Source organism: Microbacterium sp. DT81.1 (assembly GCF_049844955.1).
Lineage (GTDB): Bacteria > Actinomycetota > Actinomycetes > Actinomycetales > Microbacteriaceae > Microbacterium.
Genome location: NZ_JBNCMA010000002.1, coordinates 308356 through 330637 on the forward strand (window position 1 = coordinate 308356; position 22282 = coordinate 330637).

The following is a 22282-nucleotide window of genomic DNA, read 5'->3' on the forward strand; positions in this document are numbered from 1 at the left end:
CCGCTCAGACGTCGTAGTCGACGACGACGCGAGGGGTCTGCGGGTGGGACTGGCACGTAAGGACGTACCCCCGCGCGAGTTCGTCCGGCTCGAGGGCGTAGTTCTGGGTCATCCGCACGTTCCCCTCGACCAGGCGGGCGCGGCACGTGCCGCACACTCCGCCGGCGCACGCGAACGGCACGTCGGCGCGCACGCGCAGCGCGGCATCCAGGATCGCCTCGTTCGCCGCGACCGGCGACTCGATCCGGGACGAGAGCCCGTCCAGCGTGAACTCGATCTGCACGGTCTCATCGCCGGGGCGGGTCTCGACGGGCCGTCCCCGGTCGATGCGCGGGCTGTCGGCATCCGTCGTGAAGAGCTCGAAGCGGATGTCGGATGCCGGCACCCCGCGGCGCTCGAGCGTGTCGCGGCAGAGCGCCACGAGCTCGAACGGGCCGCACAGGAACCACTCCGTGACACCCTCCGGCGGTAAGAGCACGTCGAGAATGCGGCCGAGCTTCTCGGCATCGATGCGCCCCGACAGCAGGGGCGCCGCCCGCTGCTCACGCGAGAGCACGTGATGCAGCGCCAGCCGCGCGGGGTAGCGATCCTTCAGGGCGGCGAGCTCCTCGAGGAACATCACATCCTGCGTGGCGCGGTTCGTGTAGACGAGGGAGAAGCGCGCGGTAGCGGATGCCGCCAGCACGGATGCCGCGAGCGCCATCATCGGCGTGATGCCCGAGCCGGCGGCGATGCCGGCCAGGTGCGCCCCGTCGAGGTCCGGGAGCCCCGTCGTGAACGTGCCTTCCGGGCTCATCACGTCGATGCGATCGCCCGGTTTCAGCTCGGTGTTCGCCCACGCCGAGAACACGCCGCCGATGTCGCGCTTGATGCCGACCGAGATGGTGGTCCCGGCTTGGCTCGCCGAGACGTTTTCGGTCCCTCGGCCGTCCCCGGTCCCTGAGCCCGTCGAAGGGTCGCCCGGCGCTGGGGCGCGGCAGATCGAGTAGCTGCGGCGCAGCTCGTGGCCGTCGATCGTTGCGCGCAGCGCGACGTACTGTCCCGGCAGGTAGGCGTAGTCGTCCCGCAGCTCGGACGGTACGGCGAACGTGACCTCGACGCTGTCGGCCGTCAGCGGACGGACCGCCGTGACCTCGAGCTCGTGGAACCGCGCCCGGCGGCGCGTCGTGGTGCTCACAGCACCTTGAAGAAGTCGAACGGCTCGAGGCACGCGCGGCACTCGTAGAGCGCCTTGCACGATGTCGACCCGAAGTGGGAGAGCTCCCGGGTGTCGAGCGACCCGCACTGCGGGCACCGCACGCTGAGCGTCACCGGCACGCGGGTCCCGCGGGCGGGTGCGTGGCCGTTGGGCGGTGCGATGCCGAACCCGGCCAGCTTGGCCTTGCCGGCATCCGTCATCCAGTCCGTCGTCCAGGCGGGGGAGAGCACGGTGCGCACCTGCACGTCGGTGTAGCCGGCGTCGAGCAGGGCCGCGCGCACGTCGTCGGTCATCGCATCGAGGGCGGGGCATCCGCTGTATGTCGGGGTGAGCCGCACGCGCACGCGGGAGCCGTCCTCCTCGACGGAGCGGAGCACACCGAGGTCCTCGATGGTCAGCACCGGGATCTCCGGGTCGACCACCGCGGCGGCGATGTCCCAGGCACGGGTGCGGGTCGCGGTCACCATGTCGCCCCCGGATGCTGTCGCGCCAGCACCTGCATCTCGGCGAGCAGAAAGCCGAGGTAGCTGGAGTGTCGGCCCTCGCGGCCACCGCCCGACGAGAACGGCACGCGGGGTGCCTCGAGCTCGCAGGCGCTCAGGATGCCGGTCAGCTCCGCTTCCACGTCGTCGCGCAGGGATGACGGGGGTACGGCGATCCCCGGCAGCGCCAGCGCCGCCTCATCGTCGACGAAAAGCTCGCCGAGGTAGGGCCAGAGGTCGCCGAGGGCGACGATCGTGCGCCGCCGGGATTCCTCAGTGCCGAGCGCCAGGCGGCGCATCCACTGCTCCGCGTGGTCGAGGTGGTACGCGACCTCCTTCTCGGCCTTCGCCGCGATCGCGGCGAGGGTCGGGTCGGCGGATGTCGAAAGCTCCGCGTAAAGTGCGCGGAAGTAGGTGGATGCGAGGAGCTGCCGCACGATGGTGTGCGCGAAGTCGCCGTTCGGCTGCTCGAACAGCCACCGGCTGCGGAACTCGCGCTCGCCGCGCCAATAGGCGAGGTCGTCCTCGGTGCGGCCGTCGGCGCTGCCCGCGTAGTGCAGGAGCGAACGGGCGTGGCCGAGCAGGTCGAGGGCGATGTTGGCGAGCGCGATGTCCTCCTCGAGCTCTGGAGCCCGGGAGATCCACCAGCCCAGCTGCTGGGCGAGGATCAGGGCGTCATCGCCGAGGCCGAGCGCGTACGCGGCGACCTCGGGTGACGCGACGGCGGCCTCGTCGCCGATCAGCTCGGCGTCGAGCTGGACGGTGTCGACGACGATGTGCGCGGTACGAGCATCCGGCCCCGGCGCAGCCGCATCCGGTCCCTGCGCCGCGGCATCCGGTCCCTGCGCCGCGGCATCCGGTCCCTGCGCCGCGGCATCCAGCTGTTGCGCCGCGGAATCCGGTCCCTGCGCCGCCGCATCCGGTCCCTGCGCCGCCGCATCCGGTCCCTGCGCCGCGGCATCCGGTCCGTGCGTCGCGGCATCCGGTCCCTGCGCCCCCGCATGCGCTCCCTGAGCCTGTCGAAGGGTCGTCACAGGTGCGGCACCCCCTCGGACGCGGTGTAGTACGTCGCGTGCCGGTAGTTCTTGCCCGATGGACTCTCGAAGAAGGCGTCGCGCGCATCCGGGTCGCTCGTCGTGATCGCGTCCGCGGGCACGACCCAGATCGAGACACCCTCGTTGCGCCGCGTGTAGACGTCGCGCGCGTTGCGCACCGCCATCTCGGCATCCGGAGCCTGCAGCGAGCCGACGTGCACGTGGCTCAGCCCGCGGTTGGCTCGCACGAACACCTCCCACAGTCCCCACGACGCTTCGACAGGCTCAGCGACCGGGGTGGGCCCGGTCCCCGAGCTTGTCGAGGGGTGGGAGGACGACGCTTCGACAGGCTCAGCGACCCGGGTGGGCACAACATCCATCACGCCGCCACCTCGATCCGCGACATCCGCTCGGCGTACGCCGCCGCCGCCGCGCGCACCCACCCGCCGTCCTCGTGCGCCTGACGCCGGTGCTGGATCCGCTGCGCGTTGCAGGGTCCGTTGCCCTTCAGCACGGCCTCGAACTCGGACCAGTCGATGGGTCCCATCGCGACGACGTTCCCGTCGTCGTCGAGCCGCAGCTCGGGGTCCGGAAGCGTGATGCCGAGCGCTTCGGCCTGAGGCACGAGCATCGAGACGAACCGGTTGCGCAGGTCATCGTTGCCGAAGCGCTTGATGTTCCAGGCCATGGACTGCGCCGAGTTCGGCGATTCGTCATCCGGCGGCCCGAACATCATCAGGCTCGGCCAGTACCAGCGGTTCACGGCATCCTGGGCCATCTCCCGCTGCGCGGGCGTGCCGTTCATGAGCGTCAGCAGGATCTCGAATCCCTGCCTCTGGTGGAACGACTCCTCCTTGCAGATGCGCACCATCGCGCGGGCGTACGGGCCGTACGAGGCGCGGCAGAGCGGCACCTGGTTCACGATGGCGGCGCCGTCGACGAGCCAGCCGATCGCGCCCATGTCGGCCCAGGTCGGAGTGGGGTAGTTGAAGATCGAGGAGTATCGGGCCTTGCCTGCGAGCAGCGCCTCGGTCATCGCGTCGCGCGGGGTCCCGAGGGTCTGCGCGGCGGAGTAGAGATAGAGCCCGTGGCCGGCCTCGTCCTGCACCTTGGCCATCAGGATCGCCTTGCGCTTGAGACTCGGAGCGCGCGAGATCCAGTTGCCCTCGGGCTGCATGCCGATGATCTCGGAGTGCGCGTGCTGCGACATCTGCCGCACGAGCGTCTTGCGGTAGGCGTCGGGCATCCAGTCCCGCGGCTCGATGCGGGAGTCGGCGGCGATCAGTTCGTCGAACCGGGTCTGCTCGCGTGTCGTCATCGTCAGCACCTTTACTTTACGATCGTTCAGTTATTATAGGCCCACGCCGCGGGTCGGACAAACGATGCGGGCGAACAGAGGGGGTCGGATGTCGAGCCGCGACATGATGGCGAACGACCGGGCCTCCGCGGCGCTGGGCATGGTCGTCGAGACCGACGAGCCGGGGCGCGCCGTCGTCTCGATGCGTGTGCGCGACGACATGACGAACGGCTTCGGCATCACCCACGGCGGGCTCGTCTTCGCGCTCGCCGACACGGCGTTCGCGATCGCCTGCAACGAGGACGACCGCGTCACCGTCGCCGTCGGCGCAGAGATCGACTTCGTGCGCTCGACGGTCAGCGGCGAACTGCTGAGGGCGACCGCGGAGCGCCGGGTGCGACAGGGTCGGCGCGGCGTCTACGACGTCACGGTGACCGACGAGGCTGGAGACGTGGTGGCGCTGTTCCGCGGACGGGCGGTCGTCACGGATCGCCCGGCGCCGCCATCCATCGTGCCGGCGGATGCCGCGGCCGCAGGAGCGGGCGGGTGACCGAGGGGCCCGTGGCCGGCGACGTGGCAGAGGCGGGCGTGGCCGAGGCCGACGGGGGCGATGCCGTTGCCGCGGCCGTCACCCCTGAACCGCGCCGCGGCCGGCCCGGCTACGACCGGCGGGGCGCCCTCGAGGTCGCCGCGCGCGTGTTCAACGAGCACGGCTACGACGCGACATCCATGGGCATGCTGGCCACGCGGCTGGGCCTGTCGAAGTCGGCGATCTACCATCACTTCGCGTCCAAGGAGCACCTGCTGGATGCCGCCCTCGACGAGGCGCTCGGCGGACTGGAGCAGGTCCTCGAAGAGCCGGGCGCTGCGGCGGGCGAGCCGATCGACCGCCTGACCTATGTGGTGCGCCGGGCCGTCGAGGTGCTGGTCGAGCGGCTGCCGTACGTGACCCTTCTGCTGAGGCTGAGGGGCAACACCGAGGTGGAGCGGACGGCGCTCGAGCGTCGCCGTCGATTCGACGAGGCCGTGAGCGCCCTCGTACGGGCCGCGCAGGCCGACGGGGCGGTGCGAGCGGATCTCGACCCCGCGATCGCGACGCGGCTCGTCTTCGGAATGGTGAACTCCCTGGTCGAGTGGTACCGGCCGACCGGCCCCGAGCGCCCCGCCGACATCGCCGACGACGTGCTCGCCCTCGTCTTCGACGGCCTCCGCCGCCGCTGAGCGCGGGACGTCTGCGCCCCTGACCCGGGGTCGCGTGCGCGCGAGCCCGGGAGGCCGACCCCGTTCCCGCTGCACAATCCGGACGGCGCTGCGTCGATTCGCGTGGCCCGCGCAGGAAAGTGCAGCGCGAACGCCCGAGCCGGGCGAGCTGCGGCGCGGGAGCGTGCCGGGCCGCCGCTGGGTTCGGGATGCGCGCGATACCCGCTCGCGCTGCACAATCCGGACGGCGCTGCGTCGATTCGCGCGGCCCGTGCAGGAAAGTGCAGCGCGGATGCCGGGCGGACCCGGGCAACGGGTGAGTCAGCGCCCGGTCGGCCCGAAGTGCGACCCGGCACCGAGCCCGCCCAGAACTCCCGTGCGACCTACTCCTTCGCGACGAGCGTCAGCACGTCGTAGGTCGCCACGAGGTCGTCGCGCTGGTTGCGGATCACGGCGTCCCACCGCACCTCGCCGTACTCGTCGGTCTCGCGCGGGGTGATCTGCTTCGCGGTCAGCTCCACGCGGATCTCGTCGTCCGGGCTCACGGGGGTCACGAACCGCAGGTTCTCGAGCCCGTAGTTCGCGAGCACCGGGCCAGGCGCCGGGTCGACGAAGAGGCCCGCCGCCCACGACACCAGCAGGTACCCGTGCGCCACGCGACCGGGGAAGAACGGGTTCGCCGCCGCGGCATCCTCGTCCATGTGGGCGTAGAAGGTGTCGCCGGTGAAGTTCGCGAAGGTCTCGATGTCATCGAGCGTGACCGGCCGCGACTCCGAGATCAGCTGGTCGCCGATGCGCAGTTCGCCCAGGCTCTTGCGGAACGGATGCCGCTCGTCGCTCCGCGCCTTCGCGCCGGGGTGCCACACCCCGGTGAGGGCGGTGAGCATGTCGGGGGAGCCCTGAATGGCCGTGCGCTGCATGTGGTGCAGCACGGCACGGATGCCGCCGAGTTCCTCGCCGCCGCCTGCGCGCCCGGGGCCGCCGTGCACGAGGTGCGGCATGGGGGAGCCGTGCCCGGTCGACGAGCGTGCGTCGTCGCGGTCGAGCAGCAGCACGCGGCCGTTGCACGAGGCGATCCGCGAGGTCAGCTCGACCGCGAACACCGGGTCGTGGGTCGCGACGCTTGTCACAAGGGACCCCTCGCCTCGCGCGACCAGGTCGGCCGCGTCATCCACGCTCTCGTAGCCGAGGATGGCAGCGACCGGACCGAACGCCTCGATCTGGTGCACCGCCGGCGTTCGGGCATCCGCGAATCGCAGCACGAGGGGGGTGATGAACGCGCCGTCCTGGGCCGGCCCGCGGGTGCCGTCGGCCCGCACCACCTCGGGGGCGTCGGTCGAGCCGATCGCGATCTCGCCACCGGCCTCCACGAGCCGCGCGACCTGACGGAGCACCTCGTCGCGCTGCGCGGTGGACACCAGAGGCCCCATGGTCACGCCGTCGCCGCGCGGATCACCGAGCACCGCGCGCTCTTCGAGGCGTGCGCGCACCGCGTCGAGAACGGCATCGACGGATGCCGCGGGCACGATCGCCCGCCGGATCGCCGTGCAGCGCTGGCCCGACTTCGCCATCAGCTCTGCCACGAGCTGCTTCACGTAAGCATCGAACTCCGGGGTCCCCTCGCCGGCGTCGAGCCCGAGCACCGAGGCGTTGATCGAGTCCGTCTCCGCCTGGAAGATGGCGCCGTTCGGCACACGCGCCCGCAGCATCGCGGCCGTCGATGCCGATCCGGTGAACGCGACGAGGTCACCCAGCCCGAGGCTCTCGAGCAGGCCGGGCACGCTCCCGCACACCAGTTGCAACGCGCCGTCGGGCACCTCGCCGGACTCCACGAGGATGCGCACCATCGCCTCGGCGACGAACGCGGTCGGGGTCGCCGGCTTGACGATGGTCGGCATACCCGCGAGGAACGCGGGCGCGAACTTCTCGAGCGCTCCCCACACCGGGAAGTTGAACGCGTTGATCTGCACCGCGACCCCCGGCAGCCGGGTGTAGATATGCCGGCCGAGGAATGAACCGTCCTTCGAGAGGGACTCCGACGGGCCGTCGACGTAGACCTGGGCGTTCGGGAGTTCGCGCCGGCCCTTGGACGAGTACGTGAAGAGCACGCCGATACCCCCGTCGACGTCGACCCAGGCGTCGGATTTCGTCGCGCCCGCGCGAGCCGAGGCCGCGTAGAGCTCGTCTTTGCGCTCGGTCAGCACCTGCGCGAACCGCTTCAGCAGCAGGGCGCGCTGGTGAAAGGTCAGCGCGCCGAGGCTGGCCTGGCCGGTGCGACGCGCATAGTCCACAGCCCCGGCCAAATCGAGTCCGTCGGCGCTCACCTCGGTGATCAGCTCGCCGGTTGACGAATCGCGGACGGGGACGGCGGAGCCGCCGGCATCCGGTGTGAACCACCGCCCGGTGGTGTAGCTCGGCAGCGCGCCCATGGGTGTCCTCCTCATCGAGAACGGATTAGTGACCGATCGTTCAGGAAGTCTAACCGAGCGACACGGGTACGCCACCAACCTCGGGTGAAGGTATCGACTGAGCGACCGCGGCCGCATCGCCGAGAGTCCCGTGCGCACACGGGTGAACGCGCTTCTGCCCGAGGGTGGGGTCCGGGCACCGCCTGGCACGCGCGGTGCACGTTGGCAGGCGGCGCCTGGACCTCAGCTCGGACAGGAGACCGCCGTCAGTGCAGAAGCCCGCACGCAACCGGATCGGTGGCCTCGGCGGGGAGGCTGGGATCCAGCTCGCTGGCGCCTTCCGGATCGCTGAGGTTGTACGCCCCGTTGCCGTCGTAGTCGTTTCCGTGGATCACGACGACGCCCTCACCCGCGCGGATGGCCTCGGCGATCTGTGCAGCGGTGCCGGTGCCGCCGGCACCCGGGTAGCCGGTTCCGGCAACGTCAGTGAACGCGATGTTCCGCCGGAAGTAGTTGTAGGTTCCGTTCTTGGAGATGGGGAACCGGGTAACGTCCAGAAAACTGGCCGGCGACGTGTCGCCGCTGGTGTTCAGCGATACGACGACGGGCCCGTAGGCCGGAACGCCTTCGACGGTGTTCAGCCGCCCGTCACCGTTGCTGTCCAGCGCCAGCGTGGGACACTCGTTCAGTGCCTGCTCGCCGTAGTGGATGTGCTGGGCGTGAGGCGCATTGGGTGAGAGGCCCCTCGCGCGGATTCCGATCGCCCGGATCGTCTCGTCGCGAACGACCGCGATCGCCTTCCCCGAGGCCCCCGATCCGTTGAGCTCCGTGAGAGTGGCGGTGAGCACCACGTTCTTCCCCGGTGACGGCTCGGGATCATGCGCCATCGCCGGCGCAGCGCCGAGCGACATGGCAACAAGCGCTGCGGCACCGATGCCGAGCACCCGCTTGGTGTTCTTCTTCACGATTCACTCCCTTGTGTCATCGCCCGCCGGGGAGATCCCGACGGTTTGTGCGACAGGTGTGATTCGTTGCGGCGCGCCGAATGGATTGGCGGAGGTCGCCTGTCCAGCCGGCGGCATCCGTGGCACACTCGCCCCATGCGCTTCGAGACGACCCTCTTCCAGACCGGCAACAACACCGGGATCGAGGTGCCTCCCGAGGTGATCGAGCAGCTCGGCGGAGGCAAGCGGCCGGCGGTGACGGTCGAAGTCAACGGCTTCCAATACCGCAGCACCGTCGCGGTGATGGGCGGGCGCTACCTCATCGCGTTCAGCTCGGACAAGCGGGCCGCAACGGGGCTGAACGGCGGCGACCCCATCACGGTCGAGCTCGCCCTCGACGCCGCGCCGCGGACGGTCGAGGTGCCCGACGACCTTGCTGCGGCGCTTCGCGGCGGCGATGCGCAGGAGGCGTTCCAGGCGCTCTCGCCGAGCGCGCGCAAGGCGCACGTGACGAACGTGGAGGGCGCGAAGACGCCCGAGACGCGCCAGCGCCGCATCGATTCCATCGTCGCGAAGCTCGTCTCCTGAGCGCACGCGCCGCTCGGCCGGCGGGCGCGGGCTGCGCTTCTGGAATGCGCTCGCCGTCGGCCCGCTAATCTCTGAGGGAGGGAGGTGGGCGGCTGTGGGGAGAAATGCGGATGCCGTCGCCGAGGGAATCGCGATTGCCACGGCGGCCGCTCGCCTGAGTGTGAAGAACAACATCCTCGTGGGGACGATCTCGCTCGGCGAACCCTTCGAGGCCTCGCGGTTCGTGCCGGTGGCGCGAGATGCCCTCCTCCTGCTCGCCACCGAGGCGGAGGACGCGGCGAGCCTCGCGAAGCGTCAGCGCAAGGCCGCCTGGGGTCAGTACTCCCAGCCCGACGGCACGCACGACTATCGGGACCGCGACGTGAAGAACCTGCGTCGCCGCGGTCGTCAGTATCTGCGGGTCGCGAAGGAGCTCCGCAGAAGGGGCGATGATCCGGACGCGCTGGCAGAGCTCGTCGAGGCCGCGCGCGAGGCGGCGTGGGCGGATGTCGAGTCCAACCTCGAACGGCGGCTGAGGGTCGAGGGCATGCGCCCCGAGTCCGACCCCGACTACGAGCGCATGCGTGCGGCGCGGATGCAGTCGCTGCGCCTCGTCGACCTCGAGCGCCTGGCCGCGCAGCACCGGCGCCGGCTTCGCGGCGCGGACGCTGATGACGAGGACGATGGGGCGGATGACGGCGCCGGCGTGGATGACAACGTCGGCGTGGATGACACCGCCGGCGTGGATGGCAGTTCCGCCGCCGGCGACTCGTCAGAGCGCTGACGTCGTCGGACGCTCCTGGCACAATCGGGGGATGCCGGACACGCCGCCGCCCTCGCCCTTCCCGCGGGATGAGGCGTTCATCCCCCGCCTGCGGGAGCTCTGCCTCCGGTATCCCGAGGTCGCGGAGGTCGCCGCGCACGGCCGGGCCACCTGGCGCGCCGGCACCCGGCAGTTCGCCATCGCCGGCGCCGCCCATCAGCCGGAGCAGGCGGTGGTCGTACGGGTCGACCCGGACGAGCGGGAACCGCTGCTCGAGCGCGACGACGTGTGGGTCCCCGCATACGACGGTGCCTGGGGCTACCTCGCCATCGCGGCGCATGAGGAGGCGGACTGGCAGCTGATCGCAGAACTCGTCGACTCGTCGTACCGCTCGGTCGCGAACCAGCGTCAGCTTCGAGCCCTGGACGCAGAGCCGGTCGTTCCCCTGCGAGGCGATGCATGACCGACATCGATCGCAGCCGCTGGGAACTCGAGTTCGAAGACGACTTCGACGGGAATGACATCGATCCGTCCAGGTGGATCCCGGCCTATCTGCCGCAGTGGAGCAGCCGCGCGGCGACAAGACCGCGCTACTCCCTCCGCAACAGCGTGCTCACGCTGCGGATCGATGAGGACCAGGCGCCGTGGTCGCCGGAGTTCGACGGCACGACGTACGTGTCGAACCTGCAGACGGCGGTCCGCTCGGGACCTCTCGGCTCGCGCGACGGCCAGCACCGCTTCGCCGATGCCCTGGTGGTGCGCGAAGAGCAGCAGCGCGAAGTGCTCTACGCCCCGAGCGAGGGCCTCGTCGAAGTGCGCATGCGTGCCACCCCCGACCCCGACGCGATGGCGGCGCTGTGGCTGATCGGAATCGAGGACAGCCCCGAGCAGTCCGGTGAGCTCTGCGTCGCCGAGATCTTCGGCCGCGACATCCGGGGGCAGACGATGAAGGTCGGCGTCGGCGTGCATCCGCATCATGATCCGGACCTGCCCGACGACTTCACGACGGTCGACGTTCCCGGTGCAGACGAATTCCACGAGTATGCCGCCGCGTGGTCGGCCGACGGCGCGCGGTTCTACGTGGACGGCCGCCTGGTTCGCTCCGTCGCACGCGCGCCCGCCTATCCGCTCATGCTCATGCTCGACCTGTATGCGTTCGCGCGGCCCGACGGCGGGCGGGGCGCGCTGCCGAAGTCGTGCGAGGTGGATTGGGTGCGGGGATGGCGTCCCGCCGCCCCGGAACCCTCGCCGACCTGACCTCGGTTCGCGGCATCCTCGCGCGTGGGGTATTCTGGACGCTGGCCTGCGCGCCTTGCGCCAGGCGAGACTGCGCTCGTAGCTCAATGGATAGAGCATCTGACTACGGATCAGAAGGTTGGGGGTTCGAGTCCCTTCGAGCGCACACTGTGTTGAGGCAGTAAATGGGAAAAGGGCCGGTGACGGCCCTTTTTCTTTTGCTGGACTCTTCTGGCCGGCGTCGATCCGAAACCGTCTGGTTTGGCTCTGCCTAGACGTTTTTTCCTGCGGAATCACGCGGAAGTGCATGCGCGCAGGGCTCAGACTCTTCTGATTCGGTGTGCACCAATGTGTGCACCTGTGTGCACCTGGACCGCCCTCGAATTGTCCGTTGCGCCCCCATGGACGCATTGCGATCACAGCGGGGGTTACATCCTGCTGGGGTTCAGTTCCCAACGTCACCGCGAGGAACCCCAACTGGTCGCCGGTCATCTGACGACCGATCGAACGATCCGGTCCTCGTCGTGTTCGGCACACCGCGCTGAAGTTGCGCTTGCAAAGCTAATACATCATTCATATGATCTTAACGCGAACGGTCATCGCTCGCCCCGTTCCACAGTGTCGTGATCGGTTGTTGCGCGTGTGAGTACGGGAAGCCCTCATCAGATTGGATTCCCCGTGAAGCTCGGCCTAATACGTGGCAGCGCACTGGCGGTGATCGGGATTCTCGCGGCAAGCCTCGCAGTCGCGTCCCCCGCCCACGCTTCCACTCGCACTCTGTTTGTCTCGCCTGACGGGTCAGGTCCGGCGTGCTCGGAACCCCGGCCCTGTGACCTCGCCACCGCGAAAGAGCGGGTGCGTCAGCTCCCCGCCGGACCGGCATCGAATGTCACCGTCGAACTCGCCGACGGCGAGTACCGCATCCACGAGCCGCTCGAGTTCCGCCCGGAGGACGCCGGCGGCGAAGGCGGAATGGTCCGCTGGGTCGCCGCCGAAGGCGCGGACCCCGTGATATCCGGGTCTGAGCCCGTCTCGGGCTGGCGCGTGCACGACGCCGCAGCCGGCGTCTGGGTCGCCGACACCCCGCAGGGTGTGGACACGCGACAGCTCTACGTCGATGGTGTGTACGCGCAGCGGGCGCAGCGTCAGGTCCCGGTCGCCGATGTAACGCTCAGCGCCGACGGGATCGCTCTGAAAAACCCCAATCTCGCGTTCATGAACTCTCTGCCCAACCAGGACCGGGTCGAGTTCGAAAGCAAGGGCGATTTCACTTATCGCTACTCGCCGGTGGAATCGATCGCGAACAACGTGGTCACCATGAGCCAGCCCGCGTGGGACAACAACACGTGGGGTTGGGATACCCCCCAGTACGCGCTCCTCGGTGGGTCGACATTCTGGTTCTCCAACTCGCTCGCGTTCCTCGACTCGATGAATGAGTGGTATATCGATCCGGGCGCCGGAAGGCTCTACTACAAGCCGGGCGCCGGGGTGGACCCGAACACGCTCGACGTGCAGCTGCCGCGGACCGAGGCTCTCCTGAGCGTCGGCGGCACCTACGACGAGCCGTTGCAGAACCTCGAGTTCGAGGGGCTGACCTTCGCAGGAACCTCCTGGCTCGGACCTTCGTCGCACGGATACGCGACGCAGCAGAACGGCTCGTACATCAAGGACGACTACGACTATCGCCCCGCCGACGCTTTCACGTCGTGCTCGCGCGGATGCGAGCTGTTCGAACGTGCCCGTACGAGCTGGTACCAGCAGCCGGCGGCTGTCCAGGTGTCGGCGGCCTCCGGAGTGTCGTTCGTGGACAACTTCTTCACAACGCTCGGGTCGTCCGCTCTGGGTATCGGCAATGACACCAACGCGGCCATCAGCGGCGTCGGGCTCGGCGCGAGTGACGTCACGGTGATCGGCAACCGTTTCACCGAACTCGGTGGCCACGGCGTCTTCGTCGGTGGGAACCGACCCGACGCCCACCACCCGAGCGACCCGCGGATGATCAACCGCGACATCGTCATCGAGCACAACACGGTCACGCGCGCGGCAGTGGAGTACAAGGACAACTCCGGCATCCTGAGCACGTATGTCACGAACGCCCGGATCCTCCACAACGAGGTCGCCAACGTCGCGTACGACGGGATCGACACGGGATACGGATGGGGCGTGAACGACGCGGGTGGATCCGGCGAGTACACGAACCGGGGTTACTACAACTGGAACACCCGCTACGAGACGCCCACGACGCTCAAGGACAATGCCGTGACCGGCAACCTCGTGCACAACACGAAGTCCCAGTTCGCCGACGGCGGGTCGATCTACAACCTGTCGGCAAGCCCGGGCTCGGTCACAGAGCGCAACTATCTCTACAACGTTTCGGGAGTGGGGCTGTACCTCGATGAAGGTACACGGTCGACGGTGTACCAGAACAACGTGCTGCAGGGTACCAACCCGTGGGTCTTCACGAACGCGTACGGCGCGACCAACACGAGTGACAACCTCATCCGTGAGAACTGGTACAACTCGGGCGGCGCGCAGACTCCCAATGCGACACAGAACCGCAACCAGATCGTCGACAACGTGCGAGTCACCGGACTCAACTGGCCCGCTGCCGCTCAGCAGGTCATCTGCGAGGCCGGTGTCGAGCCGGAGCGCCGGAGCGTGCTCAACGGCAACTTCTTCTCGGAGGACCCTGCCTGCGGCAACCCGGGTGACCCGGTCGCCGCGCCGTTCTCGACGACGGGCTCGTCTGCCGTGAGCTCCTACTTCGCTCAGTCGGGCGATCACTTCGGGATCCGTGCCGCAGGCGCGGACGTCTGGGGCGGCGGCGGACAGCGCGACGACCAGTATGGAGCCATCTTCCAGAAGGACGCCGTCACGGCGGCCTCGAGCGTGTCGGCCCGTGTCGACACCGTGGGTGACTCCAACGCGTGGGCGAAGTCCGGCGTGATGATCCGCAACGACATCGAAGGTGCCGGTGCGTCAGCCGGCTACGCAGTCGTTGCAGTGACTCCGCGCAACGGCGTCGCGTTCCACTGGGACGCCAACGGCGACGGGTACGTCGAGAGCTCCGCATCGGCGAACGTCAACACGTTCCGCCCGCTGTGGGTCAAGCTCGAGCGTCAGGGCGACAAGGTGAGCGCCTTCTACTCGTTCGACGGCGCCAACTACGCCCAGGTCGGGTCGACGGTGGCGCTCACGGGTGCGGAGGCGGTGCAGGACGGCGGGATCTTCTCGAGCTCGCACGACCGCAACCAGTCGCGGATCAACATCTTCAGCGACTTCTCGGTGGAGACCGACGCCATCACGCCCTAGGCGACGCTGATGATCACGCCGAACTGACCGGCACGACTGCGCCCCCTCCTCTCGGACGAGAGGAGGGGGCGCAGCTCTGCGGAGCCTGGAGTCCGCAGGGTCAGTGAATGCGCAGCGGGGACGCACCACCGGGGAGGTAGGCCGATCGCGCTGTCGTACCGGATACCGCCGGCCAGTCCGTCGTGCCGACGAGGCGCTCGACCCGCACGGCCCATTCCATCATCGTGACGCCGACGCCGAAGTGAGAACTGACCGGCCAATCGCTGCCGATCATCGCCCGTTGCGCCCCGAACGCCTCCAGGGCACGGCCGATGAAGGCGTCCGCGTTCTGGGCGAAGGCGGCGGCACCCGAGGACTCGGGTGCGAGTCCCGAGAGCTTCACGTATGTCCGCGGACGCGCAGCGAGGATGCCGATCTGCTCGGACCACCGTCGCCCGTCCGGACTGTCGATGCCGGCGTCGACCGGCGGTTTGCCCAGGTGGTCGAGCACGACAGTCAGACCCGGGACTGGATCGAGAAGGTCTGTGAGCGCGGGCAGCTGGGTGTGGCGGATGCAGGCATCGAAGGTTCCGCCGTGGGACTCCAGGATGCGCAGTCCTTCGCTCACCGCGGCGAAGTCCGCCACAGCGGTGTCCTGGAGCAGATGTCGCACCCCGACAACTCGAGGGATCTCGGCGAGCGCTGCGAGGTGCGCCTCGACGTCTTGCGGCTCACGAGTCAGGTCTGCGCCCGCGACGATCGCAATCAGCTCCGGCCAGGTGAGCTGGTCGACCCACCTCGCTTCGGCGAGCGGGTCGCCGTCGGATGCCTGGACGAAGACCATCTCAGTGGGCACGGTGGCCACACGATCCACCTCGGGAGGGAGCATTGCCCGGTCGAGCCCGGTCTCCGAGAGCCAGGCGTAAGCGAGGCGGCGCGGGTCCCAGACGTGTACGTGGGAATCGACGAGGGTCATCAGAGGCGCCGTCTTCTTTCGGGGTCAGTGGACGCTAGCGAGTGACAGGTTCGGACGAATCGAGGAGGCCGAGTTCGTCGCGACGCGGATACCCTTCCCAGTCTCCAGGTGCGAGACAGGCGAAGGCGCCTGTCCGTACGGCGAGGTCGAGACAGTCTCGAGGTTCTGCGCCATTGATCGCCTCGCAGAGATGGCCCGCCTCGAAGGCGTCTCCGGCTCCCACCGTATCGATGACGGGGACGGCCACTGGCGCGCGCGACGAACTCGCCGTCTTGGAACGCAGGCAGTCGACGATGGACGGAAGGCGCGTCGCCGTGGCGCCGGAGCGAGGCGTGGTGATTGACGTCGAATGAGACGGGCACATCCGACGCCTGAGCGATGTCGATTGCCGCCTCCACGGCGGCGGCTGCCGATGCGGACAGAGTAGGCGTGTCCCCGTGATGTGTAGCACGGAGGCTCCCGCAACATCCGAGTCGGCGATGTCTGCGGGGGAAAGCCGGTCCCGGCGCTGTCCGTGCGGGCGTAGTGCACGGCGGAGCGCCCGGGACTCGTTGCTCCTTCGTCATGAGTCCGGTGCCGGCATTCGTGTCGACAGCGACTCGGACGCGCACCGACTCAGCGCGGAGATCGCGCAGCACCTTGCGGCCGACCGCATCCGCGCCCACTCGCCCGATCCCGGTCGGCCGGAAGACGCCCATCGTCTCGCCGAGGGTGATGAGCCCGACACGATCGCTCCTCATCCTCCAGTCCTCTGCGTCCCAGACATGCTCATCGCCTCGCGGCTCAACGCCTCGATCCGGTCGAACTCCCGGCCCACGACGAGCTTCCGCGCGACCATCCAGCTGCCGCTCACCGCCGGCACCGAGGTGTGTGCGAGGTAGTCGGCCATGTTCGCCGTCGACACTCCGCCCGAGGGAACGAACGCCATGTCCGAGAACGGGGCGGCGAATGCGGAGATCGTCGCGAGACCACCGAGCCGGTCGGCCGGAAAGAACTTGACGGTGCGCACTCCCAGCCGTCGCGCATACTGTACCTCGGTCGCAGTCGCGACGCCGGGCAGCACCTCGATGCCGCGGCTGTTTGCACGTTCGACGATTGCGGGGTCGAGTCCGGGGCTCACGACGAATGCGGCACCCGCTGCAACGGCTGCGTCGAACTGATCGACGTCGAGCACGGTTCCCGCCCCGACGGTGAATCCTGGGTCGCTGTTTCGGGCGATCGCGCGGATCGCGTCGAGCCCGGCCGGCGTGCGAAGCGTGATCTCGGCACATCGGATGCCTCCGCGCAGGAGCGCAGCGGCGAGAGCCGGGGCGGCCGCGGCGTCCTCAGTGACGACGCCGGGGATCACGGGCGACGATTCCAGCACACTCCCGGTCATCTGCCCAGCCACCCGCCGTCGACGGGGAGCACGATGCCGTTGATGTAGTCCGAGGCGCGGGAGGCGAGGAAGATGGTGGCGCCCGCAAGGTCGTCGGCGCGTCCCCAGCGTCCGGCCGGGATCCGCTCGAGGATGCTGCGAGAGCGGTCCTCGTCGGCTTGCAATGCGGCCGTGTTGTCCGTCGCGATATATCCGGGGGCGATTGCGTTGACGTTGATCCCCTGCGATGCCCATTCGTTCGAGAAGGCCTTCGTCAGCCCTGCGATGCCGGACTTCGCCGCGGCATAGCCAGGCACGTTGATTCCTCCCTGGAAGCTCAGAAGCGAGGCCGTGAAGATGATCTTTCCGCTTCCTCGCTCGAGCATCGACGCGCCGACCGCTTGACTGAGCGCGAACTGGCTCGAGAGGTTGACCTGCAGGACGCGGTCCCAGGCGTCACGGCTGTGCACGGCGGCGGGTGCGCGTTCGATCGTCCCGGCGTTGTTGACAAGGATGTCTGGGGCGCGTTCCGCCAGTCTCCTACCGAGCGCATCGACGGCGGCCGTGTCGGCGAAATCGCATGCGATGGCATCGAACGAACGCCCTTTGGCTTCGATGGAGGTCTGCACGTCGCTGCCCGGGACGAGACTTGCGCTCACGCCGATGATGTCCGCGCCGGCGTCAGCGAGGGCCTCGGCCATGGCGCGTCCGATTCCTCGGCGGGCGCCCGTCACCACGGCGAGCGTGCCCGTCAGGTCGAACAGACGGGCGGTCATGAGACGTCCCCGACCTTCACGAGCACCTTCATGGCGCGACCGTTCTCGAGGTCGCTGAACGCTTCTTGCGCTTCGCTGAGGTCGACGATGCGCGTGATGATGGCGTCGGTCGGGATCGCGCCTTCTACAAGGAGTTCGACGGCGCGCTCGAAGTCTTCCCGGCGGTAGACCCGAGCGCCGAGGATGCGCAGTTCACGCCAGAAGACGCGCTGCAGATCGAGCTCGCGGGGCTGCGGGTGGATGGCGACGATGACGATGGTGCCTCGTACCTTGGCCAGGCCAGTCGCTCCGGCGACGGCGGCAGCTGCGCCCGAGACTTCGAAGACGACATCCGCGCCCGCGCCATCGGTCCACTCCTCGACCCATGCGGTCTGGTCTGTGGCGCGGGGATCGATCGTTGCGAAGCCGAGGTCGGAGATCTGCGAACGACGCCGCTCGTCGACTTCGATCACCACGACGTCGGCGCCGGCGTGGCGCGCAACAGACGCGATGAGCGCGCCGATGGGGCCGCCGCCGATAACCACGACGCGGTCGCTGTCGGCGAGCTCCGAGCGGCGCACATCGTGCACCGCCACGGCGACGGGTTCCACCAGCGCTGCGACCTCAAGTGGCAGCGATGACGGCAGACGTACGAGTGTGGACGCGGGAACGTTCCACTCCTCCTGGAGAGCGCCAGGGGAATCGATGCCAATGAAGTCGAGATTCTGACAAATGTGCTCATTCCCTGCACGGCAGGCGGGGCACACGTTGTCCCAGGAGAGAGGCATGACGGTGACCCGCTCGCCGACACTCCACTCAGTCGCGTCCGGTCCGACGGCGGTGATGACACCGCTCATCTCGTGACCGAAAATGAGCGGTCTGCTCACACGCGCGTCCATGTGGCCGTGGAAGATGTGAAGGTCGGTGCCGCACAACCCGGCGAAGGCTACGCCGATCTGGACTTCCCCCGCGCCGGGCGGAGACGGTTCTGCATCGGCCATCACAACGGTGCGCTGGGCGATGTACTGCAATGTACGCATGTCTCTCCTATGGGTATGACGTCATATGAAAGATACACTCCAACGAGGAGTCGTTGCTAATAGGTCACATGTATGATCTACTGGCGTCGGCAGTCGTCATTCGGCGACGAGTCGTCAACGACGTCGACAAGTAAGGACGCGAAAATGGCATCACGGCAGCGCCGCTTCTCCCGCCTCGCTCGATCACTCACTCTCGCCACTTCGGTGTTTGCAGTGGTCGCGCTCACCGCCTGCTCGGGCGGCACCGGCGGCGGCGGAGACAACTCCGAGCTCGGCTTCACTCCTGCCGAGCAGGATCCCGACAGCGCCATCACCGTGTGGGTCGACGCCTCCCGCGAACCCGCGACCGAGGCCTTCCAGGCAGCTCACCCGGAGATCGACATCAACGTCGAGACGTATGACGGGAACGCGAGCGGCTCGGGGAGTCTGCAGACGAAGATCGCCCTGTTCGATCAGGCGGGCGAGGGGTGGCCCGACGTCGTCTTCTCTACTCAGAACAACGACGCGTCGTGGGCTTCCAAGGAGACCAACGGCGTTCAGGCCTTCGCGGCCCCCGTCAACGAGGGGTGGTTCGACCAGGAGTTCCTCGACGGCTTCACGCCGGGATCGCTCGACCCGCTCACGGTCGACGGAACCGTTTACGGGCTGCGCAACGACCTGGCCCAGTCGGTCTTCTGGTACGACCAGACCCTGTTCGACCAGTTCGGTTACGAGATCCCCACGACCTGGGAGGAATATGCGGAGCTGAGTGACTCCCTCGCTGCGGACCACCCCGGCTACATCCTTGGCTCCGTCGGCGACGCGTTCCTCGGCATGATGGTCTACTACTGGGGCGCTCAGGCACCCGTCTTCCAGCTGGACGGCGACACGTTCAGCAGCGACTTCTCGGCCGACAACTCACAGAAGATGACTGAGCTGCTCGACCACATGGTTGAGAACGGCACTCTGACCGAGGACAGCGTGTTCAGCGCGGACTTCGTGCAGAAGAACCAGGGCAAGGTGCTGGGCATGCCGGGACCGGTCTGGTTCACCGGAGCCCTCTTCCAGAACCCCGACAGCCTCAACGTTCCGGCCGGCCAGCTTGGCGCCGGCACACCTCTGCACTGGGAAGCCGAGGAGATCGGCACAGGCAACGTGGGCGGCGGCACGTGGATCGCATCCAGCCACACGAAGAACCTCGAAGCGGTCAAGACCTTTATGGAGTTCGTGACGAGTTCGGACGAGTACCAGGTGGAACTGGCGGGCGGCTACCCCGCCTACGCCGACGCGGCTGAGCAGTGGATCGCGAAGCAGGCCAGTGGCGGATACTTCGTCGGAGAATTCGAGCAGACGGTGGTGGATGCTGCGAGCCAGGTGTGGACCGGCTGGGGCTACCCGAGCTTCAGCGCCGAGACCGCATATGCGAAGGTCGTCCTGCCCGCGCTCGCTACCGGTGACACGATCGAGTCGGTCGTGCCCGAGTGGCAGAAGGAGATGGAGAACGAGGCGCAGGTTCAGGGTTACACCGTCGCCCAGTAAACGATCGCTCATCACTGAAAGAAGAAGCTCATCGCAATTTCCAACGTGACGGCTCCCGTCGTCGGCCAGCTGGACGGCCGGCGGGGGGAGCCCCGCACCAGACGCAAGAACCCGAACCGCGCGCAGTCGCGAATGGGTTACACCTTCAGTGCGGGATACGGCATCCTGCTGGTCCTGTTCGGCCTGGTTCCTACCCTGTACGCCATCTTCCTGGCGTTCACCCACGAGGGGGCCTTCGTCGGTGTCGACAACTTCGTGAGGGTGTTCAACGACTACCGATTCTGGCCCGCCGCGCAGCACGTCGCCGTGTACGTGGTCATGTGGGTGACCTTCCAGACGATCTTCGTCGTCTTGCTTGCCCTGATCGTTCACGGGTTCGGCGCTCGGTGGCTGTCGATGTCGACGCGGTTTGTGTACTACATCCCCGGGGCACTCGCCGGCGCGTCCAGCGTGATGCTGTGGCTGTTCCTCCTCGATCCTTCCGTCAGCCCCGTCTCCGGGATCCTGGGCGCTCTCGGCTTGGACAGCTTCGTCGAGACCGTCTCGATCGAGAATCTTCCGGTCATCTTCACCATCATCGCCTTCTGGGCCGGCGCCGGTGGGTGGATCGTCATCATGTACGGAGCGCTCAACAACATCAGTCAGGAAGTGATGGAGGCGGCACGCGTCGATGGCGCCGGTGCGGTCCAGACCGCCTGGTATATCCAGCTGCCACTGCTGCGAAAGTGGATCTCGTACATGGGAATAATGACGCTTGCGGCGGGAACGCAGCTCTTCGTCGAGCCGCGCGTCCTCTCTCAAGCCAGCAAGGGCGTCGTGCCCGCCGACTATTCATTGAACCAGCTCGCCTATCTGTACGCGTTCCGTCAGAACGACTTCAACGGCTCCGCGGCGATCTCCCTCATCCTTCTCGTGGTCGCTCTCGGCCTGGCCGCGTTCTTCGTCTTCCGTGGAGGTCTCTTTGAGCGCGACTAACGCAGTACTGACCCGTGATCACCGCAGGGCGAGTTCCCCACGCGGCTGGCTCGGACGCGCGCTCGCCATCGTCATAGCGCTGGTTTTCGTAGTGTTCTTCGTGCTGCCATTGATCTGGCTACTGCTGGCACCTACGAAGACACCTCTGCAGCTGCTGACCGAGAACCCGTTCATGTTTGGGGGTATCGGCACGCTCGTCGAGAACTGGCAGAGCCTGTCGGCGTTCCAGAACGGCATCGTCTGGACGTGGTTGGGAAACGCCGCCTTCTACACCGGAGCGGCGCTCGTCCTCACGCTCGTCGTCAGCATCCCGGCAGGCTACGCCCTGGCGTTGATCGACTTCCGCCTACGTCGTGCGCTCCTCATCACGACCTTGGTCGTGATGCTCATTCCCAACACTGCCCTGGTGCTTCCGATCTTCCTCGAGCTGAGCGCCGTGCGGCTGATCGGCAACCCACTGTCGGTCATCCTGCCGTTCTCGTTCTTCCCGTTCGGCGTCTACCTCACCTATATCTACTTCTCCACCAGCGTCTCCCGAGACCTTTTGGATGCCGCCCGCATCGACGGAGCCAGCGAGTTCCGGGTCTTCTGGGGAGTCGCGATGCCCCTGGCAACCCCCGTGATCGCCCTGGTCGGCTTCTTCAACTTCGTCGGCAACTGGAACAACTACTTCCTGCCCTTCGTGATGGTGCCCGGCAGGAAGGCGCCGATTCAGGTGGGACTCGCCGAGCTGCTCTCGAACGTCCCGCTCTTCAACCCCACGGCGGCCGGTACCGTGACGATCGAGTTGCCGACGCTCGCGCTGGCGACAATCATCTCGGTCGCACCCGTGTTGATCATCTTCCTGTTCTCGCAGCGATTCCTGGTATCCGGAATGACTGCCGGCGGAACGAAGGGCTGAGGCGGATGCAGAGATACGCGATGGTGTGCCGCGTGCGACCGGGCAAGCGCGAGGAGTACCTGGCTCTCCATCGCGAAGTATGGCCGGGCGTGGAGGCGATGATCACGCAGTGCGGCATCCGGAACTTCTCGATCTACGTGATCGAAGACATCCTTTTTGGCTACTACGAGTACATCGGCGACGACTTCGACGCCGATCAGCAGCGGATGGCAGGTGACCCCCTGACCCAGGAGTGGTGGGCTCGCACTGCGCCGTGTCAGGTGCCATTGACAGCGGATGCGGACGTGCCGAACTGGCAGCCGCTAGAGGAGGCCTGGCACCTCGACTGATGGCGGCGCCC

At 67.9% G+C, this 22282-nt stretch carries 23 protein-coding genes and 1 tRNA gene; 12 read left to right on the top strand and 12 right to left on the bottom strand.

From position 1 onward, the window contains the following. Positions 1 to 4: 4 nt before the first annotated feature. The 5 genes from ACLQ2Q_RS06625 to paaA form a co-directional block, all read right to left on the bottom strand. On the bottom strand, positions 5 to 1177 hold the full coding sequence (locus ACLQ2Q_RS06625) for a 2Fe-2S iron-sulfur cluster-binding protein (protein ID WP_425819239.1): 1173 nt from the start codon (positions 1175 to 1177) through the stop codon (positions 5 to 7). Next, the gene (gene paaD, locus ACLQ2Q_RS06630) at positions 1174 to 1665 is read right to left on the bottom strand and encodes a 1,2-phenylacetyl-CoA epoxidase subunit PaaD (RefSeq protein ID WP_425819241.1); all 492 of its coding nucleotides are present in this window, start codon (positions 1663 to 1665) and stop codon (positions 1174 to 1176) included. Before paaD ends, ACLQ2Q_RS06625 begins: the two co-directional genes overlap by 4 nt. After that, positions 1659 to 2456, bottom strand: a complete 798-nt coding sequence (gene paaC / locus ACLQ2Q_RS06635; protein WP_425819951.1) for a 1,2-phenylacetyl-CoA epoxidase subunit PaaC — start codon at positions 2454 to 2456, stop codon at positions 1659 to 1661. The genes paaD and paaC overlap by 7 nt, the downstream gene beginning before the upstream one ends. 254 nt (positions 2457 to 2710) lie before the next feature. Further along, on the bottom strand, positions 2711 to 3094 hold the full coding sequence (gene paaB / locus ACLQ2Q_RS06640; protein WP_425819243.1) for a 1,2-phenylacetyl-CoA epoxidase subunit PaaB: 384 nt from the start codon (positions 3092 to 3094) through the stop codon (positions 2711 to 2713). Further along, positions 3094 to 4032, bottom strand: coding sequence for a 1,2-phenylacetyl-CoA epoxidase subunit PaaA (gene paaA, locus ACLQ2Q_RS06645; protein ID WP_425819245.1), 939 nt, complete (start codon positions 4030 to 4032; stop codon positions 3094 to 3096). Before paaA ends, paaB begins: the two co-directional genes overlap by 1 nt. Before the next feature lie 88 nt (positions 4033 to 4120). Between paaA and paaI the strand changes: the two genes are divergently transcribed. Both paaI and ACLQ2Q_RS06655 read left to right on the top strand, forming a co-directional pair. Further along, entirely contained in the window at positions 4121 to 4561 is a 441-nt protein-coding gene (gene paaI, locus ACLQ2Q_RS06650) for a hydroxyphenylacetyl-CoA thioesterase PaaI (RefSeq protein ID WP_425819247.1), read from the top strand. A 38-nt stretch (positions 4562 to 4599) separates the two neighbouring features. Further along, complete coding sequence (locus tag ACLQ2Q_RS06655) at positions 4600 to 5232, top strand: TetR/AcrR family transcriptional regulator (protein WP_425819953.1); 633 nt, start codon at positions 4600 to 4602, stop codon at positions 5230 to 5232. A 362-nt stretch (positions 5233 to 5594) separates the two neighbouring features. Here ACLQ2Q_RS06655 and paaZ read toward each other — a convergent pair whose 3' ends face one another. Both paaZ and ACLQ2Q_RS06665 read right to left on the bottom strand, forming a co-directional pair. Beyond that, on the bottom strand, positions 5595 to 7640 hold the full coding sequence (paaZ, locus tag ACLQ2Q_RS06660; RefSeq protein WP_425819249.1) for a phenylacetic acid degradation bifunctional protein PaaZ: 2046 nt from the start codon (positions 7638 to 7640) through the stop codon (positions 5595 to 5597). Positions 7641 to 7885: 245 nt separating this feature from the next. Continuing rightward, positions 7886 to 8584: a hypothetical protein gene (locus ACLQ2Q_RS06665; protein WP_425819251.1), complete on the bottom strand. Its 699-nt coding sequence runs from the start codon at positions 8582 to 8584 to the stop codon at positions 7886 to 7888. A 135-nt stretch (positions 8585 to 8719) separates the two neighbouring features. On the opposite strand from ACLQ2Q_RS06665, the gene ACLQ2Q_RS06670 reads away from it, so the two are divergent. The 6 genes from ACLQ2Q_RS06670 (at position 8720) to ACLQ2Q_RS06695 (ending at position 14441) form a co-directional block, all read left to right on the top strand. After that, positions 8720 to 9151 carry a YdeI/OmpD-associated family protein gene (locus ACLQ2Q_RS06670; protein WP_425819253.1) on the top strand — a complete coding sequence of 144 codons (432 nt, stop codon included), beginning with the start codon at positions 8720 to 8722 and terminating at the stop codon, positions 9149 to 9151. Between the two features lie 94 nt (positions 9152 to 9245). Next, on the top strand, positions 9246 to 9914 hold the full coding sequence (locus ACLQ2Q_RS06675; RefSeq protein ID WP_425819255.1) for an asparagine synthase: 669 nt from the start codon (positions 9246 to 9248) through the stop codon (positions 9912 to 9914). Between the two features lie 31 nt (positions 9915 to 9945). Continuing rightward, entirely contained in the window at positions 9946 to 10356 is a 411-nt protein-coding gene (locus ACLQ2Q_RS06680; protein ID WP_425819257.1) for an MmcQ/YjbR family DNA-binding protein, read from the top strand. Further along, entirely contained in the window at positions 10353 to 11150 is a 798-nt protein-coding gene (locus tag ACLQ2Q_RS06685) for a glycoside hydrolase family 16 protein (RefSeq protein ID WP_425819258.1), read from the top strand. The genes ACLQ2Q_RS06680 and ACLQ2Q_RS06685 overlap by 4 nt, the downstream gene beginning before the upstream one ends. A 72-nt stretch (positions 11151 to 11222) precedes the next feature. Next, positions 11223 to 11295: transfer RNA gene (locus tag ACLQ2Q_RS06690), tRNA-Arg, on the top strand. 689 nt (positions 11296 to 11984) lie between these two features. Next, positions 11985 to 14441 (top strand): right-handed parallel beta-helix repeat-containing protein, encoded by a 2457-nt coding sequence (locus tag ACLQ2Q_RS06695; protein WP_425819259.1) that lies wholly within the window; start codon positions 11985 to 11987, stop codon positions 14439 to 14441. A 100-nt stretch (positions 14442 to 14541) separates the two neighbouring features. Here the strand turns inward: ACLQ2Q_RS06695 and ACLQ2Q_RS06700 are convergent, their stop codons facing one another. From ACLQ2Q_RS06700 to ACLQ2Q_RS06720, 5 genes are all read right to left on the bottom strand, one after another. Beyond that, complete coding sequence (locus ACLQ2Q_RS06700; RefSeq protein WP_425819260.1) at positions 14542 to 15396, bottom strand: amidohydrolase family protein; 855 nt, start codon at positions 15394 to 15396, stop codon at positions 14542 to 14544. A 34-nt stretch (positions 15397 to 15430) separates the two neighbouring features. Next, on the bottom strand, positions 15431 to 15760 hold the full coding sequence (locus tag ACLQ2Q_RS06705; protein ID WP_425819261.1) for a PfkB family carbohydrate kinase: 330 nt from the start codon (positions 15758 to 15760) through the stop codon (positions 15431 to 15433). Positions 15761 to 16132: 372 nt separating this feature from the next. Further along, the gene (gene eda / locus ACLQ2Q_RS06710; protein WP_425819262.1) at positions 16133 to 16774 is read right to left on the bottom strand and encodes a bifunctional 4-hydroxy-2-oxoglutarate aldolase/2-dehydro-3-deoxy-phosphogluconate aldolase; all 642 of its coding nucleotides are present in this window, start codon (positions 16772 to 16774) and stop codon (positions 16133 to 16135) included. Beyond that, positions 16771 to 17529, bottom strand: a complete 759-nt coding sequence (locus ACLQ2Q_RS06715) for an SDR family oxidoreductase (protein WP_425819263.1) — start codon at positions 17527 to 17529, stop codon at positions 16771 to 16773. Before ACLQ2Q_RS06715 ends, eda begins: the two co-directional genes overlap by 4 nt. Further along, a complete protein-coding gene (locus ACLQ2Q_RS06720) occupies positions 17526 to 18548 on the bottom strand; it encodes a zinc-dependent alcohol dehydrogenase (protein WP_425819265.1) in 1023 nt (340 codons plus the stop codon). The genes ACLQ2Q_RS06715 and ACLQ2Q_RS06720 overlap by 4 nt, the downstream gene beginning before the upstream one ends. A 144-nt stretch (positions 18549 to 18692) precedes the next feature. Here ACLQ2Q_RS06720 and ACLQ2Q_RS06725 point away from each other — a divergent pair, with 144 nt between their 5' ends. The 4 genes from ACLQ2Q_RS06725 to ACLQ2Q_RS06740 are packed head-to-tail and all read left to right on the top strand — an operon-like array spanning position 18693 to position 22271. Further along, positions 18693 to 20066: an ABC transporter substrate-binding protein gene (locus ACLQ2Q_RS06725; RefSeq protein WP_425819267.1), complete on the top strand. Its 1374-nt coding sequence runs from the start codon at positions 18693 to 18695 to the stop codon at positions 20064 to 20066. A gap of 45 nt (positions 20067 to 20111) precedes the next feature. Continuing rightward, a complete protein-coding gene (locus ACLQ2Q_RS06730) occupies positions 20112 to 21041 on the top strand; it encodes a carbohydrate ABC transporter permease (protein WP_425819269.1) in 930 nt (309 codons plus the stop codon). Next, entirely contained in the window at positions 21028 to 21942 is a 915-nt protein-coding gene (locus tag ACLQ2Q_RS06735; RefSeq protein WP_425819271.1) for a carbohydrate ABC transporter permease, read from the top strand. Before ACLQ2Q_RS06730 ends, ACLQ2Q_RS06735 begins: the two co-directional genes overlap by 14 nt. A 5-nt stretch (positions 21943 to 21947) precedes the next feature. Next, on the top strand, positions 21948 to 22271 hold the full coding sequence (locus ACLQ2Q_RS06740) for an L-rhamnose mutarotase (RefSeq protein ID WP_425819273.1): 324 nt from the start codon (positions 21948 to 21950) through the stop codon (positions 22269 to 22271). Positions 22272 to 22282 lie beyond the last annotated feature (11 nt).